This window comes from Actinomadura vinacea, assembly GCF_039532545.1.
Taxonomy (GTDB): Bacteria; Actinomycetota; Actinomycetes; order Streptosporangiales; family Streptosporangiaceae; genus Spirillospora; species Spirillospora vinacea.
In genome coordinates this window covers 111,091-130,289 of the sequence record NZ_BAAARW010000019.1, presented here as the reverse complement: position 1 = coordinate 130,289, position 19,199 = coordinate 111,091, and the positions used below count along the sequence as shown (strand labels likewise).

The following is a 19,199-nucleotide window of genomic DNA, read 5'->3' as shown; positions in this document are numbered from 1 at the left end:
CCGCTTATCCTCCACTAGGATAAGGAGGCAGCCTCCGCTTCGCAAGGAGAAGGACATGCGAGCCGACGCACGACGCAACTATGAGCGGCTCCTCGCCGAGGCGCGCGCCGCGTTCGCCGAAAGCGGCGTCGAGGCGTCCCTGGAAGACATCGCACGCCGCGCAGGCGTGGGCATCGGGACCCTCTACCGGCACTTCCCCACCCGGGACGCGCTCCTGGAGGCCCTCCTGCGGGACGGGTTCGACGCGCTGGCCGCCCAGGCGCGCGACGCCCCCGCCACAAGGGAGGCGCTCGCCGCCTGGGCGCTCGCCGTGATGGAGTCCAGCACCGCCTACCGCGGGCTGACCACGGCGTTCGTCACGACCCTGCGGGACGAGTCCACCGAGCTGTACGCCTCGTGCAAGGCGATGAACGCCGCGGGCACGGACCTCCTGTCCCGCGCGCAGCAGGCGGGCGGGATCAGGCCCGACGTGGAGGCGCCGGAGTTCCTCACCATGGTCTACGGCATCGCCTGGGCCGACGAGCAGACCCGCGGCGGCCGCACGGAGCGACTCCTGAACCTCCTACTGGACGGCCTACGCCCCATCTAGCGATCACAAGCAGCGGCAGGTTGAGCAGAACCAGGAGCGCGGAACCGGCCGATGAGCGGTCAGGGCTTTCTGAGCGCCTCGATGACGCTGCCCAGGCCGTCGGCGCCGTGGCCGGCGGCGACGGCGCGTTCGAAGAGGTCGCGGAGTGCGGCGGGGTAGGCGGTGTCTATCCCGGCGTCGCGGCTGGCCTCGACGACGTGGGCCGCGCCGACGGCCTGCATCTTGAGGCTGTTGAGGTCGCCCGGGAAGTCGCCGGCCTCGATCTCGTCGGTGAGGATGTGCAGGAACGCCATCGGGCCTTCCTCGGCCAGCTCGCGGACCAACCTGGCCGCGAAAGGCAGGAAGTCGCGCGCGCTCACGCCCGCGGTCTCCAGCAGCGCGACCGAGTGCATGTAACTGCTGAGCGTGGACCAGAACAGGAACAGCTGCGCCTGGTAGTAGAGCATCGCCAGGCCCGGGTCGTCCCCGACGTAGGTGACGTCGCCCAGCACCTTCAGGGTTTCGCCGTGGCAGTCGAGGGCCGACTCGGGGCCGCTGTAGAAGACGTACGAGCCCGGCTTGCCGATGCCCGGCGGCGGGGCCATGATGCCGCCGGTGACCAGTACGGCACCGTGCTCGGACGCCCACTCGGACGCCTTGCGCAGCTCCTCGGGGCTGCCCGAGCTGAGGTTGACCAGCACTCGCCCCTTCAGTGCGTCGACAGCCGGGCCGAGCGAGTCGTACATGGCCTGGTAGTCGATCTGGCTGATGACGACCAGTTCGGACGCCGCCAGGGCGTCGGCAATGGTGGCCGCCTTGGTCGCGCCCTTGGCCACCAAGGGGTCGGCCTTGCTGGCCGTGCGGTTCCACACCGTGGTCGGGTGTTTCGAAGCGAGAAAGGTCTCGGCCATGGTCGCTCCCATGGGGCCAAGGCCGACGACCGTAACGTTCGCTGTCATGTGTGCTCCTTTTCGTTGGAACCCACATTGGGAGACGGCGCTACGGATCTACTACGGACACCCTGGGTCTTGACGAACAGGAGGGACAGGGCAGACTGATGTGGTGGTCAAGACGCTGCAGCCCAAGGACTACGCCGAGGTCATCTACGTCGGGCACTTCTTCCGGCAGGGCTACGTGGTCGTCATGGACCTCACGCTCCTGTCCGACGACGAGGCCCGGCAGCTTGTGGATTTCGCCGCGGGCCTGATCTGCGGGCGCGGCGGCGACATGGAGCGTCTCAGCCCGAAGGTCTTCCTGCTGCTGCCCGCGGGGAGGCTCAAGCCCGCGCTCGTCTAGGGGGTGTTTCATAAGTCTCGTCCGTAGCGAGCGGCGTTCACGTGCGTGCATCGCAAGGCGGAGGAGGGAGTCAGCCCGGGTTTGGCTGTCGACCGACAACAACGCGGCGAGGTGCGTGCCTGGGCGTCGCGCAGCCGGACAGCAGGCTTATGAAACACCCCCTAGCCTGGCGGTGTGCGTTTCGGGGTGCTCGGTCCGCTGGGCGTGTGGACGGACGATGGCCGCCTCGTCCATGTGCCCGAGCCCAAAGTGCGGGCGCTGCTGGCCGATCTGCTGGTCACGCCGGGACGGGCCGTGTCGTCCGGGCGGCTGGTCGAGGATCTGTGGGACGGGCGGCCGCCGCGCAACCCGACCGGCACCCTCCAGGCGCGGATCTCCCAGCTGCGCAAGGTGCTGGACGACGCGGAGCCGGGTGCGCGCAAGCTGATCGCCTTCCGGCCTCCGGGCTACGCGCTGGAGACCGCGGACGTGGACGCCGGGCGTTTCGAGTCGCTGCTGGTTCGGGCGGGGAGGGCGCCCGATCCCCGGGTGCGGGTGTCGCTGCTGGTCGAGGCTCTGGAGCTGTGGCGAGGTGAGGCGTTCGCGGACTTCGCCGACGCGGGTTTCGCGCAGGCCGCGATCATGGCGCTGGAGGCGCGGCGGCTCGGCGCGCTGGAGGATCTGGCCGAGGCGCGTCTGGAGGTGGGCGAGCACGTCCTGGTGGCGAGCGAGCTGGCCGGTCCGGTGGCGCGGCACCCGTTGCGGGAGCGCCTCCGCGCCGCGTACATGAGGGCCCTCTACCTGTCTGGACGCCAGGGTGAGGCGCTGGCCGCGTATCGGGAGCTGCGGGGTCGTCTCGCGGACGAGCTGGGCGTCGATCCGAGCCCGGAGGTCGCCGCGCTGCACGAGGCGATCCTGCGCCAGGGGCTCCCGGCGCGTCCGCGGACGAACCTTCCGGCGCCGCTCAGCGAGTTGATCGGCCGCGATGAGGCGATCGAGGAGGCCCGGGGCGTGCTCGCCGCCGCCCGTCTGGTCACGCTCACCGGGCCGGGCGGGGTGGGGAAGACCCGGCTGGCGCTGGCGACCGCGGCCGATCCGCCGGCCGTGTTCCCGGACGGGGTCTGGCTGGTCGAACCGGCGTCCGGCGGGCCGGCCGAGCTGGCGGACATCGTGGCCGGGACGCTCGGCCTGCGCGACGACTCCGGCCATGGCGACCCGGTGGAACGGCTCGCCATGGCGCTGCGGGCCCGGCGGATGCTGCTCGTGCTCGACAACTGCGAACACGTGATCGGAGCGGCGGCGGAGCTGGCCATGCGGCTGCTGGCGGCGGCGCCCGGGCTGCGGATCCTGGCGACCAGCCGGGAGCCGCTGGGGATCGAGGGCGAGCGGCTGCTGGCCGTCCGGCCGCTGGGGCGGTCCGACGCGGCCGCGCTGTTCCTGGCGCGGGCCTCGGCCGCGGCGCCCGGGGCGGTCGTCGACGACGCGGCGGTCGCGATGATCTGCGCGCGGCTGGACGGGATCCCGCTGGCCCTGGAGCTGGCCGCCACCCGGGTGCGGGCGCTGGGCATGCGGGAGCTGGCCGGGCGGCTCGACGATCGTTTCCGGGTGCTGGCCTCGGGACGGCGGGACGCGCCCGCCCGGCAGCGCACCCTCCGCGCGATGATCGACTGGAGCTGGGAGCTGCTGGACGACCCGGAGCGCAAAGTACTGCGACGTCTGGCCGTGCACGCGGACGGCTGCGCGCTGGAGGCGGCCGAGCGGGTCTGCGCCGAGCCGGGGACGGACGTCCTGGATGTGCTGGCCCGGTTGGTGGACCGGTCGCTGGTCACGGTCGTCCAGGACGGCGGGGTGCGCTACCGGCTGCTGGAGTCGGTCGCCGCGTACGGGTTGGAGCGGCTGGAGGAGGCGGGCGAGCGGGACGCCGTCCGGCGGCGCCATGCGCGCTACTACGCCGAGCTGGCCGAGCGCGGGGCGTCCGGGCTGCGCGGGCCGGAGCAGCGGCGGTGGCTCGAACGGCTCGACCGGGAGGGCGGCAACCTGCGCGCGGCCTTGGAGCAGGCCACCGGGGATCTTGCGTTGCGCCTGGTGAACGGGCTCGCCTGGTACTGGTATCTGCGGGGGCGGTTCGGGGAGGCGGCCCGGTCGCTGGACGCCGCGCTGGCCGTCGCCGCGGACGCCGATCCGGGCCGGCGGGCCGAGGCGCTGGCATGGCGCACCGGAATGGTCATGTCCTCGGGGGACGGGGACGACTCCGAACGGCTGAGGTTGGAGGCGCTGCGCGCGTACGACGATCTCGACGATCCCGTGGCGCGTGCCAGGGCGGAGTGGTTCCTCGGGTACGTCCACTGGCCGTATGGCGATCTGGACGCGAACGCGGCGCGGGTCGCGCGGGCGCTGGAGACGTTCCAGGCGCACGGTGATCGCTGGGGGGCGGCCGCGGCGCTCAGCCTGCGTGCCAAGCAGGCAATGGTGCGGGGTGACCTGGACGCGCTCGCCCGCGACGGTGAGCGGAGCCTGCGGATGTTCCGCGAGCTGGGCGATCCGTGGGGACGGCTGGAGGCGATCGAGGCGCTCGGCCGGCATGCCGAGATCGTCGGCGATTACGGGCGTTCGGCGGCGCTGCGCGGCGAGGCGCTGGGTTTGGCGGAAGAGCTCGGGCTCGGCGAGCAGGCCGCGTTCCGGCTGGCGGAGTTGGGGCGGCTGGCGCTGCTGACCGGTGATCTGGACCGGGCGCACGAGTTGCATGAGCGTGCGTTCCGGCTGGCGGGGGAGGTGCCGAGCCGGTCCGCGCTGGAGTTCGCGGAGCTCGGGCTGGCGCTCGTGGCGCGGCGGCGCGGCGATCTGGACGCGGCGGAGTCGCATCTGCGTGCCCGGCTGGACTGGCTGCGCACGATCGGCGGCCGTACCGGGGTGGCGTTCGTGCTGACCCAGCTGGGTTTCGTGGCCGAGCAGCGCGGGGCGGCCGGGGCCGCGCTGGCGCTGCATCGGGAGGCGCTGGACGCGGCGCGCGCGACCGGTGATCCGCGCGCGGTGGCACTGGCCGTGGAGGGCTTGGCGGGCGCGCGGGCGTTGGCGGGACGGCACGCGGCGGCGGCGAGGCTGCTGGGGACGGCCGCCGCGATGCGCGCGTCGATCGGGGCTCCGCTCCCGCCGGGCGAGCGCGCCGATGTGGACCGGATCGCGGCGGCGGCACGGGCGGGCCTGGGGGCGGACGGTTTCGAGGCCGCGTTCGAGGAGGGGTTGGCGGCGGACGGATCGTGGTCTAATCTAGATGTCAGTTATCCAGATTGAGCGAGGAGGTGGCATGACGCACCCGGCCGAAGATCTCGCCTGGCAGGGCGAGCGGCTCGACCTCGACGCCTACCTCGAACGCCTCGGGTACGACGGCGACCGCGCCCCGACCCTCGGCACCCTGCGCGCCCTCCAGCGGGCGCACGTCACCTCGATCCCGTTCGAGAACCTGGAGATCTTCCTGGGCCGCGGCATCCCGCTGGGGGTGGAGGCCGTCCAGGACAAGCTCGTCCGGAGGCGGCGCGGCGGCTACTGCTTCGAGCACACCGAGCTGTTCGCGGCGGTGCTGGAACGGCTCGGCTTCACCTTCACCGCCTTCACCGCCCGCGTCTCGATGGGCATGGAGAAGCTCCTGCCGGCGACGCACGCGCTGGTCCGCGTCGAGTTGGACGGGCGGCTCTGGATCTGCGACGTCGGCTTCGGCGCCGGTCCGCTGGCGCCCCTGGAGTTCACGGACGGCGCCGAGTCGGAGCAGGACGGTTGGGCGTACCGGCTGGAAAGGCTCACCGGCTCGCTCGGCGGGGTGGCCGGCGTCCAGCAGTGGGCGCTGCACCAGCGCGGCCCGCGGGGGTGGCTGCGGCGGCACACGTTCGCCGTGGCGCCGGCGTACCGGATCGACTACGAGGTGGGGAACCACTTCGTGTCCACGCATCCGCGGTCGCCGTTCACCGGACGCGTCTACGCCCAGCGGTACGGCCCGTACGTCCACCACGAACTGGACGGCGTGAAGTTCACGACCACGCACGCCGACGGGCGCGCCGAGCCGGTCGAGACCCGGACGCTGGAGCCGGGCGAGGTCCCCAAGGTCCTCGCCGGGGTCTTCGGCATCGAGCTGGACGCCGAGGACGAGTCCCGGCTCGTCGCGGGGGTGGCCGGGTGAGGATGAACGAGGGCGTCGAGTGGGGCGCGCACATCTGCCTGCTGCTCGACTGGCTGGGCGAGGACCGCCAGCCGGTGTCCACGACCAGGCTGGCGGCGCACTTCGAGCTGCCGCCGCCCTACCTCAACAAGCAGCTCCAGTCGCTGGTCAGGGCGGGGATCGCCACGTCCACGCCGGGCGCTCGGGGCGGTTTCCGGCTGGCCCGCCCGCTGGAGAAGATCACCATGATGGACGTGGTCGCCGCGATCGAGGGGCCGGAACCGGCGTTCCAGTGCACCGAGATCCGGCGGCGCGGGGCCGGGAGGGACTCCGCGGACGGCGCCTCCGACGTCCCGTGCGCGGTGAGCTCCGCGATGCGCCGGGGCGAGCTGGCCTGGCGGCGGGCGCTGGCCGAGCAGACGCTGGCCGATGTGAAGGCCGAAGCGGAGGCCAACGCCCCGGGTCTGGGCACCAAGCTCCGCGCCTGGCACGACCGCAACTGAGTTTCGCTTCCCCGACCACGATGGCCGTCTCGTATCCAAAATCTGGATATCGAGTATCCAATTAATTGAAGGAGCGCCACCATGCAGGCACGCATCGCCAACCCCACCGAACTCGCCCCCGGCGCCTACAAGGCCATGTTCGCCATGGAGGCCTTCCTCGGGCAGTGCGGCATCCCCTCGTCCACGCTGCACCTGATCAAGCTCCGGGCGAGCCAGATCAACGGCTGCGGCTTCTGCGTCGACATGCACGCCCGCGACGCCAAGAAGGAGGGCGAGACCGACGAGCGCGTCTGGTCGGTGGCGGCCTGGCGCGAGGCCCCGTACTACACCGACGAGGAGCGGGCCGCGCTGGCCCTGACCGAGGCGGCGACCCGCCTGGCCGACAACCCGGCCGGCGTCCCGGACGACGTCTGGGACCTGGCCGCCGACCACTACAGCGAGCAGGACCTGGCCGCCCTGGTCATGGCCATCGCGTCGATCAACGCCTGGAACCGGATCAACGTGACCATCCGCCAGCCCGCCGGCTCCGCCCGCGCCATCTGACCGCCACAGCGGCCCGGCGAACAGCCGGGCCGCCGCCTGTGGTCACAAAAGCGTTCCCAGCGACTCCAGGACGAACCGGGCCCGCTCCTCCACCGGGCTCCGCGGTAGCTCGACCAGTTCGTAGCCGTACTCGCGGTAGGTCTCCACCATCGACTCGTAGGTCCGCTCGGCCACGTCCAAGGACTGCTTGCGCTCCTCGTCCCGCCGGTAGATATCCGGCCAGGGCGGCGCGACGAACACCCGGCGGTGGTACCGGAACCGCCGCGCCGCCTCAGCCACATGGGCCGGCACGGGCCGCTCCTCCAGGCGCAGGTAGCCGACGACGTCCGGCACGCCGCGATCGAAGAAGACCGGGCCCGCGCCTTCGGCCGCCAGCGCGTACGAACGCATCTCCCAGGAGAGCATCAGCTCGGCGAACAGGCCGGGATCGTTCCAGGGCAGCGCGGGACCACCGACCGCGACCTGATCACGGATCACGCCGCGCCCCGCCTCCTCCGACCGCGCGAACCCGGCCTTCTCCAGATGGTCGATCAGCGAGCTCTTCCCCGACCCCGGCCCTCCCGTCACCACCACGAACCGTTCACTCATGGAGGACCCGGCTCCCGCGCGACGTAGGCGACGGCGCCGGGGATGTCGTCGCACGTCGACTCGCAGTGCTGCATCATGCCGCCTGGAGCTCGGCGACGCGCCCGGCGTGCATCGACAGGCGCGTGCCGTTGAAGCGGTCGCGCATACGACGGTCGTGGGTGACGACCACCAGCGCGCCCTTGTAGCCCGCCAGCGCCTCCTCCAGTTCCTCCACCAGGGCGGGTGACAGGTGGTTGGTCGGCTCGTCCAGCAAGAGCAGGTCGACCGGCTCGGTCACCAGCCGTGCCAGCTCGATCCGGCGCCGCTGCCCGCAGGACAGGTCGCCGACGCGTTGCCGCAGGTCGTCGGGGCTGAAGAGGCCCAGCGGCAGCAACGTCTCGGCGTGTTCGTCCAGGTCGCCCGGCCGGCCGCGCGCGAACGCCTGGACGACGGTCAGGCCGGGCGGCCACGAAGGCTCCTCCTGGTGGAGGTGGCCCACCCGGACGGGGCGCCGCACCGTTCCGTCCTCTGGCCGGAGCTCCCCGGAAAGCACCCGCATGAGCGTGCTCTTTCCGGCGCCGTTGGGGCCGGTGACCAGGAGGCGTTCCCCGGGCCGGATCCGCAGCGACTCCACCCGCAGCCGCGCCCCCACGCGCACGTCGGTGAGCTCGGCCGCGATGTCGCCCCGCTCGTCCGCGGTGTCGACGCGGGCGGCGAAGGCGAGCCGTTCGGGCGGCGGGGCGACAGGGTTGTCGGTCAGGTGCTCCAGGCGTCCCTTGGCGTTGCGGATCCGGCTCATCGCGCCGTGCCCGCGTCCGCGCGCCCGGAACGGCCCGGCCGCGAAGACCGCCAACGACATCTTCCGCGGGATGGCGTCGAGCCGAGCCGCGTTCACCTCGGTGAGCCGCCGGTTGCGGTCGATCTCCTGCCGCCACTCCTCGTACTCGCGCAGCCGCCGGCGCCGCTCGGCGGCCTTGGCGGCGAGGTAGCCGCCGTAGCCGTTGCCGTAACGCGAGACCTTTCCCTCCTCCACCTCCAAAATCGTCGTGGTCAGCCGTTCCAGGAACACGCGGTCGTGCGTCACGGCGACGACGGTCCCGCGATGGGCGCGCAGATGCTCCTCCAGCCACCGCACGGCCCGGTCGTCCAGATCGTTGGTGGGCTCGTCCAGCAGCAGCACTTCCGGCCGGGCCGCGAGCGTCGCCGCCAACGCCAGCCGGGAGCGTTCCCCGCCCGACAGAGTGCCCAGCGCGCGGTCCCGTTCCAGCCCCGGCAGCCCGAGCGCGTGCAGCGTGCCGTCCACCCGGGCGTCGGCCTCGTAGCCGCCGCGGGCCTCGAACTGTTCGACGAGACCCCCGTAGACCTCCATCAGGGCGCTGAGCCCCTCGCCGTCGGAGGCGGCCATCCCGGTCTCGACGGCCCGCATCCGGACCTCGATCTCCCGGAGGTCCGCCAACGCCAGGTCGACGGCGTCCTGAACGGTGGCGCTCGCGGGAAGCCCGAGGGTCTGCGCCAGATGGCCGACCCCGCCCGGGGCGACGAGGCGCACCTCGCCGTTGTCGGGCGGCTCGACCCCCGCCAGGACCTTGAGCAGCGTGGACTTCCCGGCCCCGTTGTCCCCGATGACGCCGACCTTCTCCCCGGGCCGGACCGTGAGCTCGACCCGGTCGAGGACGACGCGGTCGGTGTAGCGCTTGGTAACGCCGTGCAAGGCCAATTGGGCAGTGCGCATGGGCACACCTCCTGTGCTCGATGAGGGGGGATGACATGTCCGCGCGCACGCAGCACCGAAGGAGGCCGGAGAACGACCTTCTTAGAAGAGGAAGAGAAGAGGTGCTTTCACGAACGCGGGAGAGGACACGGCCACGGCGGAGCCAGGCTCAACGCCGCCCGCCCTCATCGATCACAGCGTACCCATGCGCGTCACAGTAGAGATCGAACGGCATCAGCGCAAGACCTTTTCCAGACCGGGTTTCGCTCGCGGATCCCGGGCGTCGTCACCCGGCGGTGAGGGCGGCGACGATGTCGCGGGCGGGCGCTACGGCGGCCTCCTTGAACGAGGTGCCCGCCCACAGGTTGACGGCCTCCGCGTCCCCGCGCGCGGCGGCCGCCTTCCGCAGCGGCGCGGTGAGGTAGTGGACGTCGGGGTAGGCGGCGGGCGCGTGCTCGCCGTACTCCGTCATGAACCGGTTGACCAGGCCGCGCGCGGGTCGTCCACTGAAAGCCCTGGTCAGCGCGGTGCGGGTGAAGCCGGGGTCGGCCAGCGCGGCCTTGTGCACAGCGCTGGCACCGCTCTCCGGCGACCGCAGGAACACCGTGCCCAGCTGCGCCGCGGCCGCGCCGAGCCCCAGCACCTCGGCGATGTGCCCGGCGGAGCCGAGCCCCCCGGCGGCGATCAGCGGCAGCGTCGTGACGGACCGGACGGCGGCCAGCAGCGTACGCAGCGGGATCGGATCGTCGAAGGCGTTGGTGAACGCCCCCTGGTGCCCTCCCGCCTCCGCGCCCTGCACGCACAGCGCGTCGGCTCCGGCGGAGGCGGCCGTCACGGCCTCGCGCGGCGTGGTCACGGTCACGATCGCGTACGCGCCCCGGTCCTGGAAGGCTTTGACGGTCTCGGCGTCCGGGCAGCCGAAGGTGAAGCTCACCACGGCCGGCGGATCGCCGAGCAGGTCGGCGATCTTGTCGTCCCAGGAGTCGGTCCGGCCGCCCGGCGGGACGGCGCCCGGCTCCGCACCGAGCCGCGCCGCCTCGGGCGCCAGCCGCTCCCGGTACGCGGCGACGGCCGCATCGTCCACCGCGTCCGCGGACGGCATGAACAGGTTCACGCCGAAGGACCGCGCGGTGAGCGCCCGGGTCGCGGCGATCTCCTCCCGTACCGCGGCGGCCGGCTTGTAGCCGGCCGCCAGAAATCCGAGGCCGCCCGCCTCCGCCACGGCCGCCGCCAGCGCCGGCGTCGACCCGCCGCCCGCCATCGGCGCCTGCACTATCGGATGGTCGAGCCGCAGCCGTTCCCGCATACGACGATCCTACGAAGGCCGAGCGGCCCGGCCTTCACCGGGGAGCAGCACCGGCTTGACGACCTTGCCGGCGAGCGCGTCGGCCTCGGCACGGCCGATCTCGTCGAGCGGGTAGGTGGCGATCAGCCGGTCGTACGGGAAGCGGCCCTGCCGCCACAGCTCGACCAGCCGGGGGATGAACGTCTGCGGCACGGCGTCGCCCTCGATGATGCCCTTCACCGTGCGGCCCATCAGCAGCAGGCTCGGGTCGAGCCGGTACTCCTCGGCGCCGATGCCGACCAGTCCGCAGACGCCGGTCGTCCGCAGGGACGCCACCGCCGCCGACACCACGCCGGGCACGGCCGTGGTGTCGAACGAGTACTGGACGCCCTCGCCACCCGAAATCTCGCGGATACGCTGGGCGAGGCCGCCCTCGGCTCCGTCCAGGACGTGCGTGGCGCCCAGTTCGCGGGCCAGGTCGAGCCGCGCGCCGTTGACGTCCACGGCGACGATCGTGGTGGCGCCGGCGATCCGGGCGGCCATGACGGCGGCCAGGCCGACCGCGCCGGCGCCGAACACGGCGAGGCTGTCGCCCGCGCGCACGCCGAGCGAGAAGAACACCGACCCGGCGCCGGTCTGCATGCCGCAGCCCAGCGGGCCGAGCAGTTCCAGCGGCGCGTCCCGGTCGACGGGCACCACGTTCCGCACGGTCGCGAGCGCGTGCGTGGCGAACGACGACTGCCCGAACCACCGGTTGTGCACCGGCCGCCCGTCCTCACCGGCCGCGCGCGGCACGCCGTCCAGCGGCACCGACGCCATGTTCAGCGCGGCCATCCGCGCGCAGTTGCCGGGACGCGCCGCGCGGCAGTTCCGGCACGACCCGCACGAGTCGAACGACAGCACCACGTGCGCGCCGACCGCGACCTCGGTCACGCCGGGGCCGACGGCCTCGACGACGCCCGCGCCCTCGTGGCCGAGGACCACGGGCTTGGGCACCCGGTCGCCGGGGGCGCGTCCCAGCAGGTCGGTGTGGCACATCCCGGCGCCGGCGATCCGCACGACCACCTCGCCGGGCCCGGGGTCGGCGAGCTCCAGCGGCTCGATCGCGTAGGGCCCGTCCGCGGCGCGCAGCACGGCGGCGTCGACGCGCATCGGCTCAGCCGCGCAGCGAGTAGCGGATCGGCAGCCGCTTCAACCCGCTCACGAACGTGGTCGCGGTGCTCTCCGGCGTCCCGTCCAGCTCGATCGACTCCAGCCGCGGCAGCAGCTCCTCGAAGAACGCCCGCGTCTCGATCCGCGCCAGCGCCGCCCCCAGGCAGTAGTGGACGCCGAACCCGAACGCCAGATGCCTGTTCGGATCGCGGCCGACGTCGAACCGGAACGGGTCGTCGAAGACCTCCTCGTCCCGGTTGGCCGAGGGGTAGGACAGCAGCACCGACTCGCCCGCGCGGATCTTGACGTCCCGCAGCTCGTAGTCGCGCGTCGCGGTGCGCATGAACTCCTTGACCGGGCTCACCCAGCGGATCATCTCGTCCACCGCCAGCGGCATCAGCTCCGGCTCGTCCCGCAGCCGCCGCAGCTGGTCGGGATTGTCGATCAGCGCCCGCAGCCCGCCGGAGATCGTCGAGCTGGTGGTGTCGTGCCCGGCCGTGGCGATGATGACGTAGTACGAGGTGGTGTCGTAGTCGTTCAGCGGCTCCCCGTCGACCTTCGCGTTGGCGATCGCCGAGGCCAGGTCGTCGGTCGGCCGGGCCCGCCGCGCCTTGGTGAGCTCCTGGAAGTAGGCGAAGAAGTCCGTGAGCACTTCGAGCGTTTCCTCGGCCGTCTCCCCGCGGCGCATGTCGGTGTCGGTACCGCCGAACAGCTCCTGGGTGAGTTTGAGCATCCGGTCGAAGTCCGACTCCGGCAGCCCGAGCAGCGACAGGATCACATACAGCGGGTAGTGCACCGCCACCTGCCGGACGAAGTCGCAGCTGTCGCCGAGGATCGCCATCCGGTCCACGTACCGCCGGGCCAGCTCCTTGATCCGCGGCTCCAGCCCGCGCATCGCCTTGGGCCGGAACCAGTCGGCGCCGATGGCCCGCACCACCCGGTGGTCCGGGTCGTCCATGTGGACGAGGGTGCGCAGCGCGATGCCCTGCTCGGCCCGGGTCCGGTTGATCTCGTCCCACTCGGCCGTGGTCAGCAGCGGGCGCGGGGCGTTCAGGAACACCTCGTGGTTGCGCTCGATCTCCATCACGTCGGCGTGCTTGGTGATCGCCCAGAACGGGTTGTAACCGGGCGCCTCCACCCAGCTGACCGGTCTTTCGCGGCGCAGCAGCGCCATCGCCGCGTGCAGCCGGTCCTCGTCGGCGTACGCGTCCGGATCGGCGAGCGTCCGGCCCGCCTCCTCCACAGTGAGGCTCATCTGGGCTCCTCCAGCCGGAGTGGGGGGCTTCCCCCGAAGCTAAGTGTCGAACGCCGCCCGCAAGGAACGTAGATCCCGAACCCCATTCGGTCAACTCGACCGGCCGGGGCGCGCGTCGACTCCACCGCACACCCGAGCCGCACGCCAAATGCTAACCACCCGACCGCCCCGAGGCCCCGCGGAGCGGAAGTTCGCCCCTCGACGCGCGCCCCCCGGACGGTTAGCATGAAATTCATCAGCCGTTGAACTCATGGGGCAGGTGAACCTCATGGCCGGAAAGACCAGGAGCAGACGGAGCGCGGCCCTCGGCAGCATCGCGTTCTCTCTCACACCGATCACCGTGGCGCTGCTGGTGCCGTGGCTGCTCACCGGCTACGAGTCCGGCGACGGACTCTGGTGGCCGCTGCGGGCGGCGGGGCTGCTGCTCTTCCTGCCGGGGCTGTACGTGATCTCGCACGCGTTCTGGCGGTTCGTGGTGGAGGGCTTCGGCACCCCGCTCCCGGCAGCGCCGCCGCAGCGGCTGGTCGTCGGCGGCTTCTACCGGTACGTCCGCAACCCGATGTACGTGGCGATCCTGGCGATGGTCCTGGGCCAGACACTCATGCTGGTCCGCCCCGTCCTACTGGTGTACGCCGCCATCGTCTGGGGCATCGTCGGCTCGTACGTGCGCTGGCGCGAGGAACCGGTCCTCCTCCGCCGCTTCGGCGCCGACTACGACCGATACCGCCACGCCGTCCCCGCCTGGATCCCCCGCCTCCACCCCTGGCACCCCGGCTGACGGTCGCGCCGGTCAGCGGACGGCGCGCCTCAGATCCCACACCCGGATACCGGCGCGGTAACAACAGCCGTCTCCTCACTCTTGGCCGGTACTCCGGCGCGGGAGAAGGCAGCCAGGGGCACCGCCGGCCGTCGAGGGCCCCTGAGCCGCGACCCGCGGCAGAGCATCTCTGCTCTCCTTGGGTGCTTGTCGCTCGTTCGGCGCCTTCGGCCGCGTGCCGGAAGCGCGGTGCGCGGTGACGTCCTGGCGGCCGCGCGATGAGGAAAGTGTCATACCTCAAGCTCCTGGCTGGGTGTTGCGCGGCAGGCCGACCGCGGAACGGTTACCCCGAACGCCCTATGTAAAGGCATGGGCACCTACGCAAAAGGAGCAACCCAATGTGGCATATCTGTGCCTACCTCGCCGCCTTCCTCCTGGGTGGCGCTGGTGTGATCATCGGTGACGGTTTCGCCACCGTCGGCCTCAGCGTCGGCGCCGGCATCGCCGGCATCGCCCTCACCCACTACATCGTCAACCTGCAGGACGCGGAGGGAGACGTCCGCATCAGCGGCGTCGCCAAGGCCATCGCCTGCTTCTTCGGCGGCATCATCGCCGGCGCCATCGGCGGCTATGCCAGCGGTGACATGGACGGCGCCAACGTCCTCCAAGGCGGCCTCGCCGCCGTCTGCCTCGGCAGCGGCGCCGGCCTCGCCGCCGGCCTCTACGCTGGCCTCATCGCCTGCGTCAACGTCCGCGAAATCGTCCGCAGCATCGGCCACTTCGTCCGCGGCGGCGCCCGCAAGGACACCTGACGGCTGCAGTCGTGCAACAGGGACCGGCTCACCAGGCCGGTCTCCAGTAATGACTGGCCCCGCGGCAACGCCGCGGGGCCAGACTCGTTTTGAGGACCCGCCGGCCCTTGACCGCCCAGGTCCTGCCGCGACTGGCGCGCGGCAACCTGCCCGGGCACGCGTTCTGGCGGTTCAGCGCGGGACGGCGACCAGCGCTATCGGCAGGGCCGAGCGCCGGAAGTCGACCAGCGGCCGCAGCAACTGAAGCCGGCCACCGTGCACCGCCGTCTCGTAACGCCCGCAGAAGTCCCGCAGGTACCCGCCGGCCGACACCTTCTGGCAGGCGACCGGCCCGCCGTCCAGGTTCAGGGCCAGGCGCAGGTCGAGCCCGGCCCGGGGAAGGAACGCGGCGAGCGAGGGCAGGGAGAAATAGGCGTCACGGGTGGTGCCGACGATGATCCGCCCGGCGCCGTCCTGCCCGAGGAAGCTGCGGTTGGCCAGCCATCGCTCGTCTCCGACGGCCCGGCCGCGCCCGTCGGCCCCCATCAGCATCGGGTAGGACACCATCGCCTGGCTCGCACCGGCGGTGACCCGCCGCCAGTCGACACCGGCGAGGTCCGCCAGCCGGGCACCGGGCCCACCCACCACGAACGCCCCGTGCGTGGCCTGGTACGACGCGGGCCCGAGCCGGCGGCCATCGCTGACGACGGGGGTGTCCGGGGGCCCGTCCTTGGCGTAGTAGCTGCCGTTGACGACCATCGCCGCCCCGGTGGCCGCCATCCACTCGCCGACGTCCCGGTCGCCGGCCGGGCGGCTGAGCACCCGGAACCGGTAGCGGGCCGGGTCGATCCTGCTGAGCAGCAGAGCGTCCACTGGCTTCCCGGCCACCCTGACGGGCAGCTCGGCGACGTCCAGCCCGGCGGCGACCTGGCGCCAGCCCACCGGTCCGGCCGGGTCAGGCGTGCGCTGCCCGGCAAGCGACAACCGGATGCCAGGCGACAGGCGAGGGTCGTTCGGAGACGTGTCGACCCAGATGCTGGCGCCGCGGCGCAGCACCACGTTGACGCCGTACCAGCCGCCCTTCCCGTAAGCCACCACCACCACGAGCAGCGCCACCAGGGAGGGAACCAGAATCAGGGCGAGCAACCACCGCCACCCTTTCGGTCGCGGAAACCCCCGAGGACTGCCCGGCTTGTCCGACTGCTCCTCCGACATCCGAGTGATCATGCCAGACGGCTCCCGCCGCCGACAGCGGTCCTGGGCCGGAACACTCATGCCGGTCCGCCGACGTCCACAACGCGTGATCTTGATGTTCATAATGGCGCCATGACGGTCGAGAGGGTGCGCGAGCGGCTGGTGACGGCGGGCTGGGAACCGTCCGAGGACGGGGCGGTGGAGCGCCCCTGGCCGGACGGGACGCGCTGGCGCTGCGCCTACGGGCCGACGAAGGCCGGACGGTGCGAGGGCGACATCCCGGAAGGGCTGATCTTCGAGGCCGAGGGCGAGGTCTACGTGGTCGACGTGCTCGGATTCACCGATCCGAAGGGGATGACCTTCGACCGTACGGCCGTCGTGCTGGACTTCCTTGCCGCGGCATCGGCGGGCGGCAGTTTCGTCCGGGACGTTCTGAAGCCGCTGATGGCCCACGCGGCGGTGTTCACGGAGCGGTCGTTGCAGCCCGTCGGGCTCCGCGGGTTCATGCTGGAGGACATGCCCCGCCGCCCGTCCGGGCCGCTGGCCCCGGCGGTCGCCGCCGCGGACGGGTCGCCCGATCGCTGGCTGGACGTCGCGTTCGCAGCGCTCGACGCGAAGCTGCTGCATGTGGCGCTCGCAGCGTTCGATCGTGCGCTGGCCGCGGGGGCGGAGGCCGGGCTCGCCGAGCTGTGGAGGGGCTGGCTGCTCAAGGAGGCCGATCCGGCGGAGGCCGCCGCGGCCCTGGAACGGGCCGCGGACGGCGGCATGGCGGGCCCGGCGATCTGCCTGCTGGAGAGCATCCGGCCGGTGGACTGGGAGCGCGCCACCCGGGAGGATCCCGCGTTCCTGCGCGGCTGGCTGACCCGAGGGCTGAGGCTCGCCAAGTCCGGACGTCCCGACGACGCTTTGCGAGTGCTCGACGAGGCCGCGTCCCTCCACCCCGGCGCCAAGGTGCGCCACTACCGCGGCTACGTCCGATCACTGCTGGGCGACGAGGAAGCCGCGCTCGACGACCTCGCCGAGGCGATCCGCCTCGAACCGTGGATCACCGAGGAGATACTCGCCGACCCCGACCTCGCCGGCCTGCGCCGCCATGCGGGCTTTCAGCGGCTGACCGGCCGCCGGGCCGGCGAGAACGAACAGGACCCGCACACCACCGACGTGCTGCGGCGGATCGCGGCGACGGTCGCCGCCCAGGCCCCGGACGGCTGGCGGAGCGCCGACCTCAGGGGCGGCGGAGGCACCAGCGGTTGGTACACCATGGCCGACGGCATCAAGAACCACGATCGCGACCTGCACGGCGAGCCGCTGCCCTTCCCCCACAGGCGGGGCAAGGTGATCAGGATGGCCGTGCACGCCTCGGGCTGGTTCGAGGTCGCCGTCGGCGGCGTCGATGAGGATTCGGCCGCCGCCTGCGTCCTCGACGAGGAGGCGCTGCCCGACGATCCCGGCGATGATCAGGACGGGCCCGCCGATCCGACCCAGGCGGGCGATCCCGACGAGGCCGTCCGGCTGCTGGGCGACTACCTCCGGCGCCGCGAGGCGATCCTCGGCCACCCCGATGAGCTGCCCCCTCCGGCGGAGGATCGCGAGGAGAGTTTCGCCGACCTGGACTACCCGCTCCCCGACGACCTGCGCGCCCTCTACGAGGTGATGGACGGCGACGGCGACACCGGGATCATCGACAACGGCTACGTATGGATGACCGCCTCTGACCTGTCCTATCTAGGGCCCGGCCACGCCCGCTACTGGATGGACGGCACGACGTTGCTCTTCACCGATCCGCAGCGCGGCATTCTCGATCCCGGCCCGCCCTGGGCCGTCCGGCGCTCGTCCGACCGGGACGGCTGGATCCCGTTCGCCACCGCCGGCAACGACGAGTACCTCGCCGTCGACATGGACCCCGGACCGGGCGGGCGCCCCGGCCAGGTCATCCGCATCGGCCTGCGCAGGCACGGCCCGGGATATGTCGCCGACTCGGTCACCTCGCTGCTCCGCCGGCATGTCGAGGCGCTCGACCGAGGCGACTGGACGCACGAGGACGACGAGCTGAAGATCGATCTGGGTGACATGGCCCAAGACCGGGAGAGGGAGAACGGCCCCGGCGAATCCACGATCTGGGCCGACCGCGACCCGTTGAATCCCAGCGAGAACACCCAGGTTCTGCGCGTGCGGGGCGGGGGCGTCATCGACCTCGACGCCGTCCGCGGCACCCGGCTGCTGGATCTGAGGCTGTCCAAGTGCCGGTCGGCCGACCTCAACCCGCTGCGGGACACACCCGTCGAGACGCTGACGCTCTCGAACATGGAAGCCGTCGACCTGGCGCCGCTCGCGGACCATCCGACGCTGCGCGCGGTAACGGTGAGCGTGCACCATGCGGTCGACCTCGAACCACTGGTCACGGCGCCCAGGCTCTACGCGCTGGTTCTGGGCGGATCGCAAGTACTGGACCTGGCTGTGCTGGGCCGGATGAGCCGTCTGCGCTATCTGTCGTTGCGGTACGAGCAGTGGCTGGAGCTGTGGCGGCGAGACATCACGCTGCCCAACCTGGCGATGGCCGTCCTGTCCGGCGACCCGTCCCCGAGCTCGGTCGCGGAGTGGGCACGACATCTACCGGAGGGTGGCGGCGTCCAGCACTACATCGGGCAGTACTGACAGGCTTCGCCACCCGAGACGACCTGCCTCTCCTCTCCGGATGGGAACACGCCGACGACACCGCGACCTGGCTCGGCGAGATCGGGCCTCTGAACACCTTCGTCCGGCCCGGGCGGCGAGCTTGGCATTCCTTCCTCTCGCCACAGCCGACGAGACGTCGGCCCTCGCACCGTGAGGTGCGAGGGCCGATGCGAGGTCAGATTGCGATCTGGCCCCTGGTGTTCTGCTCGCCGCCGGACCAGGAGGTCCTACTCGGCAGCGAGTGGTTCTGGCCCCCAGCAGGCTGGCCGGTGCGGCCGTAGGAGCCGCTCGTGATGGCTACCACATTCGGTCGACGTTGCCGCAGACATGACCGCCGTCGAAGACCAGAGCGACGGTGTTGGTGCCGCCGCAGCCCTCGAAGCGCCCGCGGTCCAAGACCGTACCCACCTGGGTCTCGCCGTCGTAGGCGGTGACGTTGCCGAAGACGCTGATGACACCAATGGTGGCCTTGCCACCGAAGACGGTGACGCTGTAGTCGACAATTTCTGCCTTGAACTCGCCGCCGTCGAGGACGGCGACCCGGATCAAGAGCCGCCCGTCCTCGACAGGGGGCGTGTCCCTGGTGACGACCAGATCGAAGCCGCTCAAGTCGATGGTCGCGGTCGCCATGACTTCTCTCCTTTGTTGAGGGTGTTTGTGTTGTGTTGCGCCCCCGCCGGGCAGGGATGCTCGGCGATCTGCTGCAATGCGCCCCCGCCCGATGCGAAGGCACAAAGATCACCGTCCAGGCCACGCCGGCATCCGCACGACC

17 protein-coding genes are annotated in these 19,199 nt (G+C 72.1%); 9 read left to right on the top strand and 8 right to left on the bottom strand.

Going from position 1 to position 19,199, the window contains the following annotated elements; translation table 11 throughout:
- Nucleotides 1-55: 55 nt before the first annotated feature.
- Complete coding sequence (locus ABD340_RS24320) at nucleotides 56-589, top strand: TetR/AcrR family transcriptional regulator (protein WP_344591862.1); 534 nt, start codon at nucleotides 56-58, stop codon at nucleotides 587-589.
- Nucleotides 590-648: 59 nt separating this feature from the next.
- On the opposite strand, the gene ABD340_RS24315 is transcribed toward ABD340_RS24320, so the two are convergent.
- Complete coding sequence (locus ABD340_RS24315; RefSeq protein ID WP_344591861.1) at nucleotides 649-1,527, bottom strand: NAD(P)-dependent oxidoreductase; 879 nt, start codon at nucleotides 1,525-1,527, stop codon at nucleotides 649-651.
- Nucleotides 1,528-1,630: 103 nt separating this feature from the next.
- Here ABD340_RS24315 and ABD340_RS24310 point away from each other — a divergent pair, with 103 nt between their 5' ends.
- The 5 genes from ABD340_RS24310 to ABD340_RS24290 all read left to right on the top strand — a co-directional run bounded on the left by ABD340_RS24310 (nucleotide 1,631) and on the right by ABD340_RS24290 (nucleotide 7,039).
- The gene (locus ABD340_RS24310) at nucleotides 1,631-1,864 is read left to right on the top strand and encodes a cell division protein SepF (RefSeq protein ID WP_344591859.1); all 234 of its coding nucleotides are present in this window, start codon (nucleotides 1,631-1,633) and stop codon (nucleotides 1,862-1,864) included.
- 174 nt (nucleotides 1,865-2,038) lie between these two features.
- Nucleotides 2,039-5,134: an AfsR/SARP family transcriptional regulator gene (locus tag ABD340_RS24305; protein WP_344591857.1), complete on the top strand. Its 3,096-nt coding sequence runs from the start codon at nucleotides 2,039-2,041 to the stop codon at nucleotides 5,132-5,134.
- A 13-nt stretch (nucleotides 5,135-5,147) separates the two neighbouring features.
- Nucleotides 5,148-6,014, top strand: a complete 867-nt coding sequence (locus tag ABD340_RS24300) for an arylamine N-acetyltransferase family protein (RefSeq protein ID WP_344591855.1) — start codon at nucleotides 5,148-5,150, stop codon at nucleotides 6,012-6,014.
- A gap of 2 nt (nucleotides 6,015-6,016) precedes the next feature.
- Entirely contained in the window at nucleotides 6,017-6,496 is a 480-nt protein-coding gene (locus ABD340_RS24295) for an RrF2 family transcriptional regulator (protein ID WP_344591913.1), read from the top strand.
- An 81-nt stretch (nucleotides 6,497-6,577) separates the two neighbouring features.
- Nucleotides 6,578-7,039, top strand: a complete 462-nt coding sequence (locus ABD340_RS24290) for a carboxymuconolactone decarboxylase family protein (RefSeq protein ID WP_344591853.1) — start codon at nucleotides 6,578-6,580, stop codon at nucleotides 7,037-7,039.
- Between the two features lie 42 nt (nucleotides 7,040-7,081).
- On the opposite strand, the gene ABD340_RS24285 is transcribed toward ABD340_RS24290, so the two are convergent.
- From ABD340_RS24285 to ABD340_RS24265, 5 genes are all read right to left on the bottom strand, one after another.
- Nucleotides 7,082-7,627, bottom strand: a complete 546-nt coding sequence (locus ABD340_RS24285) for an AAA family ATPase (RefSeq protein ID WP_344591851.1) — start codon at nucleotides 7,625-7,627, stop codon at nucleotides 7,082-7,084.
- Nucleotides 7,628-7,700: 73 nt separating this feature from the next.
- Nucleotides 7,701-9,338 (bottom strand): TlrC/CarA/OleB/SrmB family ABC-F type ribosomal protection protein, encoded by a 1,638-nt coding sequence (locus tag ABD340_RS24280; RefSeq protein WP_344591849.1) that lies wholly within the window; start codon nucleotides 9,336-9,338, stop codon nucleotides 7,701-7,703.
- A gap of 265 nt (nucleotides 9,339-9,603) precedes the next feature.
- Nucleotides 9,604-10,623 carry an NAD(P)H-dependent flavin oxidoreductase gene (locus ABD340_RS24275; protein WP_344591847.1) on the bottom strand — a complete coding sequence of 340 codons (1,020 nt, stop codon included), beginning with the start codon at nucleotides 10,621-10,623 and terminating at the stop codon, nucleotides 9,604-9,606.
- Nucleotides 10,624-10,632: 9 nt separating this feature from the next.
- Complete coding sequence (locus tag ABD340_RS24270) at nucleotides 10,633-11,754, bottom strand: NAD(P)-dependent alcohol dehydrogenase (protein WP_344591845.1); 1,122 nt, start codon at nucleotides 11,752-11,754, stop codon at nucleotides 10,633-10,635.
- A gap of 4 nt (nucleotides 11,755-11,758) precedes the next feature.
- Nucleotides 11,759-13,009: a cytochrome P450 gene (locus tag ABD340_RS24265; RefSeq protein WP_344591843.1), complete on the bottom strand. Its 1,251-nt coding sequence runs from the start codon at nucleotides 13,007-13,009 to the stop codon at nucleotides 11,759-11,761.
- Nucleotides 13,010-13,277: 268 nt separating this feature from the next.
- Here ABD340_RS24265 and ABD340_RS24260 point away from each other — a divergent pair, with 268 nt between their 5' ends.
- The gene (locus ABD340_RS24260; protein ID WP_344591841.1) at nucleotides 13,278-13,787 is read left to right on the top strand and encodes a methyltransferase family protein; all 510 of its coding nucleotides are present in this window, start codon (nucleotides 13,278-13,280) and stop codon (nucleotides 13,785-13,787) included.
- A gap of 377 nt (nucleotides 13,788-14,164) precedes the next feature.
- A complete protein-coding gene (locus ABD340_RS24255) occupies nucleotides 14,165-14,578 on the top strand; it encodes a hypothetical protein (RefSeq protein WP_344591839.1) in 414 nt (137 codons plus the stop codon).
- 171 nt (nucleotides 14,579-14,749) lie between these two features.
- Here the strand turns inward: ABD340_RS24255 and ABD340_RS24250 are convergent, their stop codons facing one another.
- Nucleotides 14,750-15,703: a phosphodiester glycosidase family protein gene (locus ABD340_RS24250; protein ID WP_344591838.1), complete on the bottom strand. Its 954-nt coding sequence runs from the start codon at nucleotides 15,701-15,703 to the stop codon at nucleotides 14,750-14,752.
- 180 nt (nucleotides 15,704-15,883) lie between these two features.
- Here ABD340_RS24250 and ABD340_RS24245 point away from each other — a divergent pair, with 180 nt between their 5' ends.
- Complete coding sequence (locus tag ABD340_RS24245; RefSeq protein ID WP_344591836.1) at nucleotides 15,884-18,406, top strand: TPR end-of-group domain-containing protein; 2,523 nt, start codon at nucleotides 15,884-15,886, stop codon at nucleotides 18,404-18,406.
- A gap of 318 nt (nucleotides 18,407-18,724) precedes the next feature.
- On the opposite strand, the gene ABD340_RS24240 is transcribed toward ABD340_RS24245, so the two are convergent.
- Nucleotides 18,725-19,057, bottom strand: a complete 333-nt coding sequence (locus ABD340_RS24240; RefSeq protein ID WP_344591835.1) for a hypothetical protein — start codon at nucleotides 19,055-19,057, stop codon at nucleotides 18,725-18,727.
- Nucleotides 19,058-19,199: the final 142 nt, after the last annotated feature.

Bases quoted from the DNA above. Each gene is read 5' to 3' on its own strand.
- ABD340_RS24245 (WP_344591836.1), top strand. From the start codon at position 15,884: ATGACGGTCGAGAGGGTGCGCGAGCGGCTGGTGACGGCGGGCTGGGAA.
- ABD340_RS24255 (WP_344591839.1), top strand. From the start codon at position 14,165: ATGTGGCATATCTGTGCCTACCTCGCCGCCTTCCTCCTGGGTGGCGCT.
- ABD340_RS24300 (WP_344591855.1), top strand. From the start codon at position 5,148: ATGACGCACCCGGCCGAAGATCTCGCCTGGCAGGGCGAGCGGCTCGAC.
- ABD340_RS24320 (WP_344591862.1), top strand. From the start codon at position 56: ATGCGAGCCGACGCACGACGCAACTATGAGCGGCTCCTCGCCGAGGCG.
- ABD340_RS24315 (WP_344591861.1), bottom strand. From the start codon at position 1,527: ATGACAGCGAACGTTACGGTCGTCGGCCTTGGCCCCATGGGAGCGACC.
- ABD340_RS24270 (WP_344591845.1), bottom strand. From the start codon at position 11,754: ATGCGCGTCGACGCCGCCGTGCTGCGCGCCGCGGACGGGCCCTACGCG.
- ABD340_RS24295 (WP_344591913.1), top strand. From the start codon at position 6,017: ATGAACGAGGGCGTCGAGTGGGGCGCGCACATCTGCCTGCTGCTCGAC.
- ABD340_RS24240 (WP_344591835.1), bottom strand. From the start codon at position 19,057: ATGGCGACCGCGACCATCGACTTGAGCGGCTTCGATCTGGTCGTCACC.
- ABD340_RS24260 (WP_344591841.1), top strand. From the start codon at position 13,278: ATGGCCGGAAAGACCAGGAGCAGACGGAGCGCGGCCCTCGGCAGCATC.
- ABD340_RS24275 (WP_344591847.1), bottom strand. From the start codon at position 10,623: ATGCGGGAACGGCTGCGGCTCGACCATCCGATAGTGCAGGCGCCGATG.
- ABD340_RS24280 (WP_344591849.1), bottom strand. From the start codon at position 9,338: ATGCGCACTGCCCAATTGGCCTTGCACGGCGTTACCAAGCGCTACACC.
- ABD340_RS24285 (WP_344591851.1), bottom strand. From the start codon at position 7,627: ATGAGTGAACGGTTCGTGGTGGTGACGGGAGGGCCGGGGTCGGGGAAG.
- ABD340_RS24265 (WP_344591843.1), bottom strand. From the start codon at position 13,009: ATGAGCCTCACTGTGGAGGAGGCGGGCCGGACGCTCGCCGATCCGGAC.
- ABD340_RS24290 (WP_344591853.1), top strand. From the start codon at position 6,578: ATGCAGGCACGCATCGCCAACCCCACCGAACTCGCCCCCGGCGCCTAC.